General features: G+C 34.2%; 18 protein-coding genes. 6 read left to right on the top strand and 12 right to left on the bottom strand.

The window, feature by feature from the left end; genetic code table 11:
• The first annotated feature begins 38 nt into the window (after window positions 1-38).
• A complete protein-coding gene (locus tag NSS74_RS06275) occupies window positions 39-470 on the top strand; it encodes a DUF2621 domain-containing protein (RefSeq protein WP_002142746.1) in 432 nt (143 codons plus the stop codon).
• 547 nt (window positions 471-1,017) lie between these two features.
• Here NSS74_RS06275 and NSS74_RS06265 read toward each other — a convergent pair.
• Complete coding sequence (locus NSS74_RS06265; RefSeq protein ID WP_002014224.1) at window positions 1,018-1,524, bottom strand: CcdC family protein; 507 nt, start codon at window positions 1,522-1,524, stop codon at window positions 1,018-1,020.
• Between the two features lie 90 nt (window positions 1,525-1,614).
• Complete coding sequence (gene ccdA / locus NSS74_RS06260) at window positions 1,615-2,322, bottom strand: cytochrome c-type biogenesis protein CcdA (RefSeq protein WP_001152684.1); 708 nt, start codon at window positions 2,320-2,322, stop codon at window positions 1,615-1,617.
• Window positions 2,323-2,809: 487 nt separating this feature from the next.
• Here ccdA and NSS74_RS06255 point away from each other — a divergent pair, with 487 nt between their 5' ends.
• Window positions 2,810-3,718, top strand: coding sequence for an EamA family transporter (locus NSS74_RS06255; RefSeq protein WP_002137757.1), 909 nt, complete (start codon window positions 2,810-2,812; stop codon window positions 3,716-3,718).
• An 88-nt stretch (window positions 3,719-3,806) separates the two neighbouring features.
• Window positions 3,807-4,967 carry a M20 peptidase aminoacylase family protein gene (locus tag NSS74_RS06250; protein ID WP_340813272.1) on the top strand — a complete coding sequence of 387 codons (1,161 nt, stop codon included), beginning with the start codon at window positions 3,807-3,809 and terminating at the stop codon, window positions 4,965-4,967.
• A 21-nt stretch (window positions 4,968-4,988) separates the two neighbouring features.
• Here the strand turns inward: NSS74_RS06250 and NSS74_RS06245 are convergent, their stop codons facing one another.
• The 4 genes from NSS74_RS06245 to alsR form a co-directional block, all read right to left on the bottom strand.
• Window positions 4,989-5,936 carry an ABC transporter permease gene (locus NSS74_RS06245; RefSeq protein ID WP_002128553.1) on the bottom strand — a complete coding sequence of 316 codons (948 nt, stop codon included), beginning with the start codon at window positions 5,934-5,936 and terminating at the stop codon, window positions 4,989-4,991.
• Window positions 5,929-6,840: an ABC transporter ATP-binding protein gene (locus NSS74_RS06240; protein ID WP_340813271.1), complete on the bottom strand. Its 912-nt coding sequence runs from the start codon at window positions 6,838-6,840 to the stop codon at window positions 5,929-5,931. Before NSS74_RS06240 ends, NSS74_RS06245 begins: the two co-directional genes overlap by 8 nt.
• A gap of 94 nt (window positions 6,841-6,934) precedes the next feature.
• A complete protein-coding gene (locus NSS74_RS06235) occupies window positions 6,935-7,510 on the bottom strand; it encodes an FtsX-like permease family protein (protein WP_002142748.1) in 576 nt (191 codons plus the stop codon).
• A gap of 254 nt (window positions 7,511-7,764) precedes the next feature.
• Entirely contained in the window at window positions 7,765-8,673 is a 909-nt protein-coding gene (gene alsR / locus NSS74_RS06230; RefSeq protein WP_002033496.1) for an acetoin biosynthesis transcriptional regulator AlsR, read from the bottom strand.
• A 151-nt stretch (window positions 8,674-8,824) separates the two neighbouring features.
• Between alsR and NSS74_RS06225 the strand changes: the two genes are divergently transcribed.
• Both NSS74_RS06225 and NSS74_RS06220 read left to right on the top strand, forming a co-directional pair.
• Window positions 8,825-9,190: a CidA/LrgA family holin-like protein gene (locus tag NSS74_RS06225; protein WP_000872360.1), complete on the top strand. Its 366-nt coding sequence runs from the start codon at window positions 8,825-8,827 to the stop codon at window positions 9,188-9,190.
• On the top strand, window positions 9,187-9,864 hold the full coding sequence (locus NSS74_RS06220; RefSeq protein WP_002137763.1) for an LrgB family protein: 678 nt from the start codon (window positions 9,187-9,189) through the stop codon (window positions 9,862-9,864). The genes NSS74_RS06225 and NSS74_RS06220 overlap by 4 nt, the downstream gene beginning before the upstream one ends.
• Window positions 9,865-9,876: 12 nt before the next feature.
• On the opposite strand, the gene NSS74_RS06215 is transcribed toward NSS74_RS06220, so the two are convergent.
• Window positions 9,877-10,290: an NUDIX hydrolase gene (locus NSS74_RS06215; RefSeq protein WP_002142750.1), complete on the bottom strand. Its 414-nt coding sequence runs from the start codon at window positions 10,288-10,290 to the stop codon at window positions 9,877-9,879.
• Window positions 10,291-10,433: 143 nt separating this feature from the next.
• Here NSS74_RS06215 and NSS74_RS06210 point away from each other — a divergent pair, with 143 nt between their 5' ends.
• The gene (locus NSS74_RS06210) at window positions 10,434-10,634 is read left to right on the top strand and encodes a DUF3903 domain-containing protein (RefSeq protein ID WP_002137765.1); all 201 of its coding nucleotides are present in this window, start codon (window positions 10,434-10,436) and stop codon (window positions 10,632-10,634) included.
• 309 nt (window positions 10,635-10,943) lie between these two features.
• On the opposite strand, the gene NSS74_RS06205 is transcribed toward NSS74_RS06210, so the two are convergent.
• The 5 genes from NSS74_RS06205 to NSS74_RS06185 form a co-directional block, all read right to left on the bottom strand.
• Complete coding sequence (locus tag NSS74_RS06205) at window positions 10,944-11,699, bottom strand: sulfite exporter TauE/SafE family protein (protein WP_002142751.1); 756 nt, start codon at window positions 11,697-11,699, stop codon at window positions 10,944-10,946.
• Between the two features lie 108 nt (window positions 11,700-11,807).
• A complete protein-coding gene (locus tag NSS74_RS06200) occupies window positions 11,808-11,954 on the bottom strand; it encodes a BC1881 family protein (RefSeq protein WP_002033491.1) in 147 nt (48 codons plus the stop codon).
• Between the two features lie 165 nt (window positions 11,955-12,119).
• A complete protein-coding gene (locus NSS74_RS06195) occupies window positions 12,120-13,847 on the bottom strand; it encodes an S-layer homology domain-containing protein (RefSeq protein ID WP_002142754.1) in 1,728 nt (575 codons plus the stop codon).
• 218 nt (window positions 13,848-14,065) lie between these two features.
• Window positions 14,066-14,635, bottom strand: a complete 570-nt coding sequence (locus NSS74_RS06190; RefSeq protein WP_002142757.1) for a hypothetical protein — start codon at window positions 14,633-14,635, stop codon at window positions 14,066-14,068.
• Between the two features lie 25 nt (window positions 14,636-14,660).
• Complete coding sequence (locus NSS74_RS06185) at window positions 14,661-15,695, bottom strand: chromosome segregation protein (RefSeq protein WP_061689957.1); 1,035 nt, start codon at window positions 15,693-15,695, stop codon at window positions 14,661-14,663.
• Between the last annotated feature and the right edge of the window lie 31 nt (window positions 15,696-15,726).

Here is a 15,726-nt window from a genome sequence, read left to right as displayed (position 1 = left end):
AATACAAAATATTGCTTTCGTTAAAGGAGGGCATACAATTGCTTGAAGGATGGTTTAGTTGGTTTATAGTCGTTTGGACTGTTGTATTATTAGGGCTTATGTCCATTGGTGGATATTTCATGTTCAGAAAATTCCTAAAACGGTTGCCAAAAGAAGACGGTATGTCCATTTTGGATTGGGAAGATCACTATATTAATAAAACAAGACACTTATGGGCTGACGAACAAAAACAATTGTTAGAAGAACTAGTAAGTCCCGTTCCGGAATTATTTCGCGATGTTGCTAAGTCAAAAATTGCCGGTAAAATTGGGGAACTTGCAATAAAGGAAAACGCTCCAAAAATTACACAAGATTTAATCATACAAGGATATATCGTTGCCACACCGAAGCGCGATCATAAATTTTTAATTAAGAAACTACAAGAAAAAGAGATTGATTATTCTAACTATAAAACTTTACTTGCAAAGTAAGCCCATTATTCCTTATAAAAAAGATTGCTATTTTATAGCAATCTTTTTTATAAGCTCAACTTACAGTTACTGATTTTGTAGCAATTAATCTCGCTTTCGCTAAATCTATCTGTAACCCTACAGCACTCGTATAAATCGTATCACCAGTACCTGTAATATTTACAGAGGTATATGTTGTATTCGCAGCAATTCATCCTGTTGCATTTATATTTGCAATATTAGATTCGGCTCAAGACACTTAAGCTAAGCGAAATTTCGTCATTAACATTCCACTTTCATGTTGTATCAGTACCATCAAGTGGAATGTTAATGAAGGAACGTCTCCTATACGATCCAACCTAATCTAACTTAGCCACCAATTACCGGTGATAAAACTTCAAACCAAATAGTATTCCTTATATCGGTCCATTCATAACGTCAAACTTAAATTGCTTCTTCGATGGTCGACAATTTATACATCACAACTAGAATTGAGGAAGTTACCTTTCAGTGATTAACAAAAAACAACGTCTAATCAGACGTTGTTTCTTTATACATATAACACTCTTTACGTTAACTTCATATCTTTTTCATTATAAAAACCGTCTTCTTTTTCCATTTCCTTCTGTAATTTCGTAAAGGAACGGTACATTGCAATTCTCCATGAAACGATCATTGCAAACGCAAGTAAGAAGAACATGCCACTAAGTTGTCCTAAATCAAGAGATTGGCTTAAGTATGTTTTAAATACAATCCGCACGACAAGTAATCCAATTAGTATAAAAACAAATGCTTTTGAACGCTTCAAATAAATCTCTTGTCCTCTAATTTCAAATTTAGATGTTTTAATAAGAAAAATAGAGAAAAACAAACCGACGCCAATTGCTTCTAACATTTCTGCTGGAGTTAATCGAAATTCAGGAAAAACAAACATCAACGCTCCCGTGCTCATAAAAAATGGGGGAAGTATAATTTTTTTCAATGTTGCAGGTTTCTTAGCTGCTTTTAAACGAATAAACATCGCACCGACAGCCATACAAACAGCAACGATACTTGATAACAGAACTATGTTCATATTTTCTCATCCTTTTTTGTGGCTATATGCAAAATATAATTTTATTATATGCTTTTCCGTTAGTATTTCCAACATTTTCACAGAATAATACTAAAAACCGGTAAAACCACCAAATAAACTTGAGAAATATACGATAATTTTCGTCATCCAGTTAAAATATAGGAAGATACCCATGACAATCATAACGTATCCTCCAATCTTCATGAATTTCATACTATTTCTTTTAATCCAAGACATTTTCGTAATAAAGAATGAAAGTACGAAAAACGGGATAGCAAATCCAAGTATGTAAGCAATCATATAAATCATTGCCGATTCTGGATTTGTTGCAGCTAATCCAATGACAGACACTAATATAGGCCCAGTACAAGGTGTCCATCCAGCAGCAAAGGCCAACCCAATTAGAACGGATCCAAAATAGCCACTCGGACGATTTTTAAACGTAAATTTACGGTCTTGCATTAAAAACTTCGGCTTAAATACACCGACAATAATAAGACCAAACACGATGATAAATATACCGCCTAACTGTCTAATTAAATCTTTATAATTTGTAAAGATGCCTCCAATAAAACTTGTACCAAATCCAATTGCAATAAAAATAATTGAAAAACCAAGTAAGAAAAACGCCGTATGTATCATACTTCTTTTGCGAAGCATTGCATTTTCTTCTTTCAATTCAGAAACCGACATACCTGTTATGTATGATAAAAATGCCGGATAAAGCGGTAAGCAACATGGGGATATAAATGATAAGAACCCAGCTCCAAACGCTAAAAAAATACTAATATCTTGCATTATTCCACTCCTCTCCTCTTCAATATTGTAGCAAAAACAATTGAAAATACTATGGACATTTCATGAATTCACTTTTCCAACATGACAATAAGAAAAACTACCCTTTCACACATTTTCTAATAAAACGTTTTCATTCCCTTCTATTATATAGAAAAATTTCAATTGAATTATGAAACTCTTTCTAATTGTTACTAACATAACAAAGGTTCCACAGTTTCTCAAATGATTAGCACATTACAATTGACTTCACACCTATTGGCCTTAAATTTTTTTTTCAAATGCTGTCTTTATACAACATAAAGCTGATTTTACAATACTTTAATTATTATTAATTTCAAGATTATGCATAAATATCATACTTTTATTATTATTCTATAAAATTTTGCACTTTTCTTTCATTTGACCCTTCATTTTTAATTTTGTATACTTCCCTCTAGTTATATATGTCCGTTACGGAACAATTTCATATAGATGGGAGGAATTTTTCATGCTTCGTTATTCTCTTTTAGTTTTATTAGGAGCGTGTAGTTATGGGGTTTTAGCTATTTTTGTTAAACTTGCATATGCAGAAGGGTTTTCACTTGGAGAGGTAATTGGTAGCCAGTATTTGTTCGGTTGGATTATTTTACTTGCTATTACACTTCTATTTTCTAGACATCGTGTTCCACTAAAACAAATGTTAATTTTATTCGTCGCAGGAACGTCTGCAAGTTTTACTGGAATTTTTTATTACGCTTCTTTAAAAACTGTACCAGCTTCTATTGCAATTATACTTTTATTCCAGTTCGTTTGGGTTGGGATTATCATTGAAGCAGTCGCAACAAAAACATTACCTTCAAGAGAAAAAGTTATTTCAGTAATCTTCTTACTTGCAGGTACATTTTTATCAAGTGGGTTATTAGAAACATCAGCTGGTGATTTCGATACGACTGGAATCATTTTAGGCTTATTATCTGCTGTTACATTTGCAACATACATTTTCGTAAGCGGGAAAGTTGCCGTTGAAGTACCTTCTTTACCACGTGGTGTCCTTTTAATGGCTGGCGCTTTAACTTTAGTCATGATCGTATTCCCGCCAACATTTATTTTTAACGGGGCGATCTCTCAAGGCCTTTGGAAATACGGCTTAGGATTAGGAATATTTAGTATCGTTATTCCATCTATTGCCTTTACAATTGGCATTCCAAAAATCGGTTCTGGATTAGCAACTATTCTTGGTGCAGCAGAACTGCCAGTTACAACAATTATGTCTGTATTCGTTTTAAAAGAAGCTGTACTATCTTCACAATGGATCGGTGTATCACTTATTTTAATCGGTATCGCAATTCCGCAAATTGCATACGCAATGCGTGGACGTTATAAAAAACAGCATACTCATAAAAAAGTTGCCGCATAAAACGAGAGAGGATTTTCATTTGAGAATCCTCTCTTTTATTATTGTATAATTAATACAAATACTTCACTTAAGAAAGAGGGCATAATAAGTGGCATCTATTCCTGATCAATTAACAGAAAAACTTATTTCCATTCGTCGGCATTTACATGAAAATCCAGAACTATCATACGAAGAATTTGAAACGACAAAAGCGATAAAAAATTGGTTAGACGAGGCCAATATCACTATTATTGATTCCAATTTAGAAACAGGAGTTATCGCTGAAATTTCTGGTAATAAAAAAGGACCGGTTGTAGCGCTTCGTGCTGATATCGATGCCCTTCCTATCCAAGAAGAAACAGACCTTCCATACACTTCAAAAATACAAGGTAAAATGCATGCTTGTGGGCATGATTTTCATACAGCTGCTATTATTGGTGCAGCCTATTTATTAAAGGAAAAAGAATCTTCTCTTAACGGAACTGTCCGCCTTATATTCCAGCCAGCTGAAGAAAGTAGTAATGGCGCTTGCAAAGTTATTGAAGCTGGGCATTTACGTGGCGTGCAAGCTATTTTCGGTATGCATAATAAACCTGATTTACCAGTAGGTACAATCGGCATTAAAGATGGGCCACTAATGGCCGGAGTTGATCGATTTGAAATTGAAATCCATGGTGTTGGTACACATGCAGCTGTGCCTGATGCCGGCGTCGATCCTATCGTTGCATCATCTCAAATCGTTATGGCACTTCAAACGATTGTAAGCCGAAATATTAGTTCTTCTCATAACGCTGTCGTAAGTGTAACAAACATTCATTCAGGGAATACGTGGAACGTTATTCCCGAAAAAGCAATATTAGAAGGAACTGTCCGTACATTCCAAGCTGAAACACGTGAAAAGATTCTGGCATTAATGAAACGTATCATTAAAGGCGTTTCTGATGCACTAGGTGTAAAAACAGAATTCCGATTTTATCCAGGTCCTCCTGCTGTTCAAAACGATAAAGTACTCACTGATTTTTCTATTCATATTGCAGAGAAAATGAATCTAAACGTTATCTCTCCTACACCATCAATGGCAGGAGAAGACTTTTCTTTTTACCAACAAGAAATACCAGGTTCATTCGTCTTTATGGGAACAAGTGGTACACATGAATGGCATCATCCAGCTTTTACAGTAGATGAAAAAGCATTGCCTATTAGCGCAGAGTATTTCGCCCTATTAGCCGAAGAAGCTATTCATCAATTATTACAAACAAAAAGCCGTTAAGTTACCCTTAACGGCTTTTGCTTATGCTGTTAAATCTCGTTTTATAAATACAGTATAGGAAACCCCTAAAAATACAGCTAAGTATAGAAGAAGCATACAAGAAGCAAATGGGAATGTTACTCCATCAATAAAGCTTCCACCCTTTAAAAGCCCATATAAATCTGTATTCGCTGGTAATAAATATTTCGCCCATTCATATCTTGCTGCCGGAATTAGCGCTATTCCCCCTGATAATGCAAGAAATAAAGAAATCCCGATTGCACCTCCGCTCGATCTCGTTAAAACGGAAATCATAAAGGCAAATGCAGCATACACAAGAGTTGGTAACCAAGATAAAATATAATATTTACTTGCTTCTACGAAAATATTTTGTTTTATTATATTTCCATTTTGAACGACAAATTCAGCCCAAGCTGGTTGTTGGAATTTATAAATAATCAACCCGCATAATACGGAAAAAATCATATTAAATATAAATAATAATGCCGCAAATATAACGATTGCCAAAAACTTAGATGTTAAAATTTTAAATCGGCTCGCTGGACGAATTGTTAAAAATTTATATGTTCCCCAGCTATATTCATTCGCAAAAATCGTACTCGCATATACGAGAATAAACGGAAGTAAAATTGGAAATACGATAAAACCTGTATCTCTCATAAATGAAAGCGGAGAACTACTTGCTGGCGCTGTATTCGTATCTAAATGCTTCATTTTAAGCTGGTATTCCTTTACAAGCTCGTCTCCTGACTTTTCTGTTAAAATATCCTCTTTTTTCATGCCGAGCTTTTTCTCAATTTCTACAGTGCGTTCTGTATAATCCGCTTTCCACCCTTTTGTTTCTGGCTCTAAATATTTTACCGTAACCCATCCTAATCCAATAATTAATACCGCAATAACTGCAAAAGGAATAATCGTTCGCTTTCGCTTAAATATTTTATACAGCTCGTTATAAACTAAATTAAACAATATCTTTTCCTCCTGTTAATTCTAAAAACTGCTCTTCTAGCGTTTTTCTTTCTTCATATACACGATAAACTTGAATGTTTTTCTCCATCAATGTACAAAGAATATTTGGAACTTCTTCATCTTTCACGTTTATAATTAATTCGTTTTCTTTTACTAAAACATCGTATTCTAAAACCTCTGCCGCTTTATTCGCATCATCTACACGTATATGTATTTCTTCTGTTTCTTCCTTTTTATCACTTTGAATATTTTGTGTTGCGACATATTCTCCATGCTGAATAATAATAACCCTGTCACACATTAATTCAACTTCTGAGAGTAAGTGACTAGAAACAAGGACAGCTTTTCCTTGTTCATGCGCAATTTTCTTTATGTACATCCGCATTTCATGTATACCACTAGGATCTAATCCGTTCGTCGGTTCGTCTAGTATTAATACATCTGGATTATGTATAAGTGCCTGAGCAATTCCTAAACGCTGTCTCATACCGAGTGAATATGCTTTTACTTTACGGTCAATTACTTGTCCCATTCCTAACAATTGCACTACTTCATCGATACGCTCTTCAGTCACATTCCCATTCATTCGTCCGAAATATGTTAAATTTTCATAGCCGCTTAAGAAAGGATAAAATTCTGGTGTCTCAATTACAGCACCAATTTTCGCAGCAGTTTTTTCAAATTGCTGTTTTACAGATTGACCATCAATCCATACTTCCCCTTCTGTCATACGGATCATTCCGACCATCATTCGCATTAATGTCGTTTTTCCAGCACCATTTGGTCCTAATAAGCCAACTACTTCACCTTTTTTCACTTCAAAACTAATATTTTCTACTAACGTCTTTGAACCAATTCGCTTTGTTAATCGATCAACTTTTACGATCGCTTGCTCATTTATCATTCCATACAACCTTTCTTCTTAACTCTTTTTTTCAGTTCTTCCCACTGTATCATGATTAATAACATGTGTAAAATGAAGAAAAAGCCATGATTTCTCATGCCTTTCTCCTCGTTTCATATGACTTTTCACCCTTTAACCTTTGTGTAAACCTACAACATTGCCACATTGATATTATAATGACGGTTATCATAACAACTGCTGTTATCACTACCGCATACATCGTAATCGGTGCATTGGTTATCCCTTGGATTCCTACTGCTTTCATAAAAATAATAATAAATAATTTCAAAAATAACATACCATGAATTAATCCGAAAACAAAAGCTCCTCCGTAAGTTAATAATTGCTCCTGACATAATAAACATAACATTTCTTTTCTTGTCATCTTCACTACTTCATACGATTTAAACTCCTCTCTTCTTACCTGTAAAAGAGAGGTTGTCATTTTATATGTAACGAAAATACACACAAAAACTATAAATAGAAACATAGCATAAAACCACTTTACAAACATAGGTGTATATTCCGCTTTACTTATTACAGCTTCATTAAATCGGAATGATATCATAAAAAAACAAATCATTGTATTCATAGCAATCCACATAAATTGTTTTAACCTTTTGGTAGCAAATATTTGTATATTTTTTCTCGCTAACCGAAATAAAGACATAATTTCCCCCTACCTTACTTCATAACATACGCATTCTATACTACTAGTGTATAAGAATATGACATTTTAAACATCGCACTTCAATCGGAATCTTTACTAAGTCTTTAGTCCTAGAAACCAAGCATATTTACCTCTTTAGCATTGAACAAAAAAACAAAAAACGGAAATGCACTTTAGTTACATTTCCGTTTTTTGTTTAACGAGGTGAATCTTTATATAACTTAATTATCATGACTACCTTGTAACTTCATCAACTATTCAGCCTTCGCATCTTCCACTTCAATCCTTTTTTTCTCTCTTGCAATTTTCAAAAACTCTAACAACTCTGGATTGTTATTCATTTTTTTATAAGCCACTGACATTTCTGCAACAAAATTAGAATCACATAACTCTTTATATACAACTTCTGTTTTATACAATTTATTTGCGGATACAGGTATTACCGTAATTCCAATACCTGCCGCTACAAGCCCCATAACAGTTTGATACTCCGTTGCTTCTTGTACAATGTGCGGACTAAAACCTACATCACGGCAAAGCGATAAAATTGTATCATATAACGCTGGCCATACTGGTCTCGTAATAAATACGAACGGTTCATCCCTTAAATCTTCGATATGTATTTCGTCCTTTTCAGCAAGAGGATGTGCCTTCGGTAAACATAACGTACATGAAAGTTTTTGAATTGGTTCTAACTCAAGTAATTGCGTTGGAATTGGCGGACGTAAAAATCCAATATCAATTCGATTATCATGAAGTGCATGCACCTGATCCGGTGTGGACAATTCATGTAATGCTACAGAAACTCTCGGAAATTTCTTTCTATACTCTCTGACGATTGACGGTAAAATATCATATATCGCCGCACCTACAAAACCAATTGAAAGTGATCCAACTTCTCCCCTTTGAGCACTTTGTGCAACTTCTACTGCTTTTTCAATTTGTTCAAACGCTTTTTTTACTTCTTTTAAAAACATTTCTCCTGCTTCTGTTAATTCAACCTTTCTCTTCGTTCTTGAAAATAACATAACTCCCATTTCTTTTTCTAATTGCTGAATTTGTTGACTAAGCGGTGGTTGTGTCATTTGTAAACGAGCAGCTGCTCGTCCAAAGTGTAATTCCTCTGCCACTACAACAAAATATTGCAAATGCCGTAATTCCATTTTGGACACCCTTTTCACTTTCGATTAATACATCTAATATATTAATAACATATAATTTATATATTAGACAAATATTTTGAATGAACGTATAGTAGAAATTGTTAATTCTTTTTTACAATTTTTATGTAAAAAACAAAGAGGTGGTTACTGTATGAAATGGTGGAAGTTAAGCGGACAAATTTTATTATTATTTTGTTTCGCTTGGACAGGTGAATGGATTGCAAAACAGGCACACCTCCCAGTTCCAGGAAGTATAATCGGTATTTTTTTATTGTTAATCTCATTAAAATTTAATATAGTGAAAAAAGAATGGATACAAGACGGTGCAGACTTTTTATTAAAAGAACTTATTTTATTTTTCATCCCTTCTGCAGTCGCTGTCATTCGTTACAAAGATACATTATCACAGTATGGAATCGATCTCATTTTAATTATCGTGATTAGTACACTTTGTGTCACTCTCGTAACAGGACTTTTAACAGAATTGCTATTAAAGCGGAAAGGATCAACACAATGATCGGCTTTCTTTGTTTACTATTAACACTATTCACATATTGGGTATCTAAAAAAATGTATCAACGCTGGAATTGGAGTTTGCTTTCTCCCCTTCTTGTATGCCCAATCATTTTAATCGCTTTATTACTTGGATTAGATACACCATACGAAACCTACGAATCTGGTAGTCATTGGCTAACAGAATTATTAAAACCTGCAACAGTTGCTTTCGCATGGCCAATCTATAAACATTTTGATCTATTAAAAAAACACGGCACTGCTATTTTAATTAATGTCATTGTCGGTTCTTTTCTATCTGTTATTACTTCCGCACTACTAGCTAATTTTTTTCAAATTGACTCTACAATAGAACAAAGTTTAGCACCGCACATTGTAACAACACCTATTGCAATGGCTATTTCAGAAATGATTGGCGGCATGTCACAATTAACAGCAGTTTTCGTTGTATTAACTGCCTTAACTGGAGCGTTATTCGGCCCTACACTCATACGCATATGCCGTATTAAAACAGCGCTCGCAAAAGGTATAATGCTAGGTACTAGCGCGAATGGGACCGGAACATCAAAAGCATTTGAAATCGGTCCTGTAGAAGGTACAATTGCAAGTTTATCAATGCTTTTAACAGCTGGAGCTAGTTTAGTTATCGTTCCACTTTTCTTATCTTGGATACACTAAAAAAGCAAGTATTTACACACTTGCTTTTTTATTTATATATCGGTATATTAGCTCGTAATCCTCCGGAAAAGCTAACGATAATTTTCCAACTTCATGTATCCCTTTCCAATCAATCTCATGTATTAACTCATCCGGATCTTGGATTTTCATATTACCGCCTATTTTTTTAACAAAGTAATAATGAACATACACCGGAATCCCGTATGTAATACCTTCTTTTTCGTATATTTTATTTACAACCTCCACATTGTAGCCTGTTTCCTCCCAAACTTCCCTGATACAACATTCTTCTAGTGTTTCTCCCTTTTCAAGTCCTCCACTTGGGACAGACCACCTTTTTTCTTCCCCTTCTTTTCCTTGCAATACCATTAAAATTTCATTTCTTTCATTCATACAAATAGCTGCCGTACCTATCCATCTCTCCATATACATCCCTCCCCTACTAAAATTCACCTTCTTTTTTATTTCCCCTTTGAAAAAAAAGAGGAAATAAGTAAAAAGATGCCGAAAGTTTACATCAACTTCATGAGCAGTCCCTTCTTAGAAATTCAAACCGGAAGGATGAAATTATGATTTCTAAATATGTTGTGGAATGTGTTTTTTGTGAAGAAAACCGAAAACCTCGGCAAGCCATTGTCACAGTGCCTGCTACTTCTCAGCTACTAGCCATTCAAAAAGTACGAGCTGAATGTAAACGTCGCTTCGGAAAAACTTTATTACTGCAAACAGAAATTAAAGAAGACTTACTCATTGAACAAAAAGAAAGCTGACCATTAATTGGCCAGCTTTCTTATCCGATCATATTTTCACATGAAGATTAGGGGCATCCTCTTTAAGGATCGGGATTTACCCATTATGTGCGTTCCATAATGGTCATCGAACAATATATTTCTATACAATAAACTATTGAATAGAATAGGGCAAAACTTGTTCGCATTTTTAGAAAAGGGATAGGGATATAATTCAAGTAATACTTCGAATACTCGAACTTTATACTCATTATATTAAAGCAAATCCTTTTATATGAGAAATATGAATTACTTATATAATTCATTCGTAAAATATATTAATAGTTTTCTTTACTCTACTAACAACATACATCCAGCTAATATTGGTGTCATAATCATCGAAAACCTTAGAAGCATGCGAGGTGCATAATTTGTAAACTTAGCTCCTATATATGCTCCTAACATTGTCCCGATTAAAACTTGTACTAATAATACATAATCTAAATACCCTTCCGAACTATATCCAAACCCACCTCCAATTGCGATTGGTAATATAACGAGCATTGTCGTCCCTACAGATTGACGGATTGTTAAACCTAATAGAACCATTAATCCGAGTTGGATAAAAGGTGCTGAGCCAATACCAAATGCACCTGCTAAAATTCCAGTCACCAATCCGAGGAATATACATTTAATCACGTTATCTTTCGAAAGTTCTTTATGCCCTTTTAAAGACGACTGTGATCTTTTTTGAAATATAATCAACCGAATAAACATAAAAATTGCAGATAAAAATAACATTCCCGCTGTAAACCAATGTAGAAGATTCGCTGGTATTAGCGAACCAAACTTCGAACCAATAAAGGAACCAATCGCTCCAAATCCCCCAACAATTCCGCCTATTACAAATACAACATTCCCTTCTCTATAATGACTTACTACCCCAGATAATGTCGTAAATGCCATGGCAGTTAGAGATGTTGCAAGAGCAACGTGAATAGGGATATGGAATACTAAAGTGAGTATCGCGATGATAAATCCAGCTCCTCCTGCTCCGACAAACCCTAATAAAACTCCCATTAATAGCATTGTTATAATAATTGCCACATATTCCCCCTCCAATATTCCAATTATCTATCACATGCGCACCTCTATACAAACAAAAAGCATCCTAAATGGATGCTCTTTCTACTTTTCTATATTAATAATATGTACTTACTCTTGATTAATCAAAATAACAGCTGGACCAGAAACAACTACTCCGGCCACTTCTATCTTTTCAAATTCCATCACTGTAATAGATATAACCCCTTCTCTTTCCATCAATTCCTTACTCAGGACATCAGTCGGTATTGATTTCACCGCCCTACCTCCTTTTCATTTTATACGAAATTACAAAAAACTACCCAATGCATCTAAATATATGCATCACCTCCACTTTCATTCCTTATTCCAGCCAAAATTCACATCCCCTTTCTATAACATATTGAAAAATAAAAAGCACTCGCCAAAGCGAATGCCTTTCCATTATTTACTCTCTATTACTTTTAACATTCTATTAATAAATGCTGCCGATTCCCCACGTGTTGCAGAACCTTTTGGCATAAACTCATTATTCTCATTCCCTTTTACGATACCTAACCCATAAACACGTTGAACCGCCTGTTTATCATACGCTAAATTTTGATCCGTAAATGGTAATGGAACTAAATTACCTTTAATATTTTTGTATTGCAATGCACGATCAATCATAATGACAGCTTCATCACGTTTAATCGTATCATTCGGAGCAAATATATCATTTCCTCGTCCACTTATAATCCCAGCACTAGCTGCACGATTAATACCATCTACTAGCGATGGATGAGCTGTGCTTAAATCTTTGAAATTCGATTTCCCCTCTGGTAATTGCAATGATCTTGAAACTAAATTCGCAAATTCACCACGTGTTACAAGACGTTCTGGCCAGTAAGAACCCTTACCGTCTCCAACCATAATACCTCTTTTATCTAATTCACGAATATCTGCTTCATACCAACCGCCAGTTATATCATCTTTATGATTCGCATCATAATAAGCTTTCGTTCCCTGTAAAAATGGCTCCCACGCATTATTCCTTATCATAATGGCCGGACAATTCTTTCCGCTCCAAAATTGATGTTTTTTCACATTTTCTAAAGGAATATTTAATTCCCCCATTAAATAGGCTGCTAGTTTGCGAGCATTTTCCACAGCTTTATTATAATCACCATCTTGATTGACAGCAATTTCAATTGCAATTGATTCTCTGTTACCGGTTCCTTCTGATCCATCTCCAGCATGCCAACCATTTTCATTTAATGGTAGATGTTGATAAATTTCTTTATCATCTACTGTAAAATGCCAAGATGCTGAACGGTCAGTCGTTCCTGTTGCTTGACTGTATAAATATTGTGCATGGTTTCTAGCATTTGCTCCAACACTATAATTATCTGTCTCATGAATTGTAATGTATTTTGGTTTCATCGCATAACCTGGACGAATATTTTCATTACCTGTTGGTACAATCATTTCCTTTAATGGTACACCGTAAATATCCGCTGTTTTCTCTTCTATTGGTGCAGTATACATAACCGCTGCACGTTTCGTACGAGTTGGAGTTGTGCTTTGAATAAGAGATGCTTTTGTACCCTCAAATTTTGCTGAAGGTGAATAAATCCATTTCACCTCATTATCTATTTGGACTTGGAACCACTCTCCAACTTGTCCAATTGCAATAATTGTTTGCGGTTGTAACACTTTCTCGTCTTTATATGAATTAAATGGTGCGGAATATGTAGCTGTCTCTTCATTAATTACTAACTTTTCGTTTGCCAAGTGATAAACTTCCTTAACCTCTACATTTCCTTCACTACTTTGTATCCACCCAGCTCCAGATTCTGTTTGTATATAGTAAGCGTTTCCTTTTTGTTTTTCGGCTTTCACTACTTGATTAGAAAGCTGAACACCTGTCGCTTTTTGTAACTCAGCAGAATCAAATAAAGATGCTGAACCTATTATATGTACAAAAAAATCTCCTTGTACTTCATTTGTTATTCCTTTGCTCTCTCCACGTCCATCTTCATCTTTCATATGGCTTTCAATACTTTTTAATGCTTGCTCGTCTGTTGAAATTGTTACGGTCTTTTCTACTGTGTCTGCATAGGAAAAACTTGGAATCGTTACCATACTAAATACAATTGATGCAGCTAAAACATTATAAAATTCTTTTTTCATACTAATTATTTAACACGTTTATATCTTAATTCGTGTTAACTTCCCTCCCTAATCTAAAATATTTAAGGCTATCTAGCAGACTTCTAAACTAAATAACCCTTTACAATATAACAAACTCTATCTCATTCGTATAGATAGGAATGACTACTATTTGCCTACTTTTTCTATATTGGAATATAGAAAAGAAGCTATAATATATAGCTTCTCTTTAAATCTCATTAATCTCTTTGCATCTCATATTTCACAACTTTACCATCTTTATCAAATTGCAATACAAGCCATTCACTATCTATAGAAATGAAACCTCGTTCATTCCCAAGATAATACAAAGTAGTAATTCCCTCTTCCCAACTTCTTGTTTCCATAGGGGGCCCTAATAATTTTGTGATTTCCTCGCTTGATTTCCCTATCAATTTATGCTGTTGTAATAGGTCATCTACCATATACACTCGTTTTTCTTCATAATTTAACCACCGATCCTGATTAAAGTTGGAAGTGTATGCATTTACACTTAATTGTACGATGCACGCTATTAATGGAATGAGCCCCACCATCATTACAGTAAACAGTTGTTTCTTACCCTTATTACGTTTTGCAGAAACATGCAAGCTAAACTTTTGAATAATAACTAATAGAACAAAAGGCATTACTACCACAAAAATACTCATTACACTCAATGACATATGAACCATATCAATAACAAAAATAAACGTAATATACATTAATATATACAAACAAAAATAAATGTATAATATACCCCTCAATATAGCGCCTTTACCTTTCTCCATTCATTCAACACCCCTACTTTATTTTTCACTTCACAACATAATTCATCTTGCCAATCATATCTCTAATCTTTTGTAGTTCTCGTGCTGTATATATTACTTTACTTGTTAAAACTTCATTTCTGAAAAACATTACAATTTGCTCTCTATTTTTAAATCTCGGCAATTCTTCATTAGAAAGATCAATAACTTCTTTTCCACTCTCATTTTCAAAATATACAATTGGTTTTACTTTTTCCTTTACAATATCTACTTGCATTTCTTCCAAACAATTATATAAAGTTTGAGATAGAATTTTCGCTTTATACGCTGGATTCCCTTCATTTCTTACTTGCAAAGTTAATGAAGTTCCATCCGTAATAAATTCAAATGTCTCTTCTTTTTCAATTTCATGTTGATACTTACCAATTTCCTCAATCATAAATGAATATATACCCGCATTTTCTTTCGTTAAGCCATGGATTAATTTCCCTGTCCATTCTTTCGTCACAAGTAGATAAATACCAGTTTTACATAAGATAAGGTGATGAATTCGATTATCATTTATGTCACGTTTATCTCTATATTTATTGCTTATCATAAAAACGTTCGGTATAATATGAAACTCTTCTTCTAGTATTATTCCTTGCTCAACGAAACCTCGCTTCATATAATGTAATATTTCATGCGCATTCACTTCAGCACCATTTTTGGTATATTCTCGTAAATCCGCAATTAAATTTTGAAACATATGTATTTCACTACTATGCTTATCTTGCATTTCACTACGTTCTTTACTATGTTGAACAGCCAATTGATTTTTCATCATACGCATATTTTCAAGTTCTCTAGCTGTATTCACTTGTAAATCATTATATTTTTTCTGTTCCATATTCTTTAAAGTATCCTGTTGTTCTTTATGCCCTGTAATCGTAGCTGCAATCTCATTTTCATACGTTTCAATCGCTTGTTTCTTTTCAAACTCTACTTGCTGACTCTCTGATTCTAACTGTTTATTTTTATAAAACAGTACAAACACTACAGCTAATAATATTAAAATCCCACCTATTAGCACATACTCCATATTATTACTCCTTTATTTCATTTCCGATTAT

Source organism: Bacillus sp. FSL E2-8868, from assembly GCF_038005505.1.
Lineage (GTDB): Bacteria > Bacillota > Bacilli > Bacillales > Bacillaceae_G > Bacillus_A > Bacillus_A mycoides.
The sequence above is the reverse complement of the archived record's forward strand: the minus strand, read 5'-3'. Positions and strand labels throughout refer to the sequence as shown.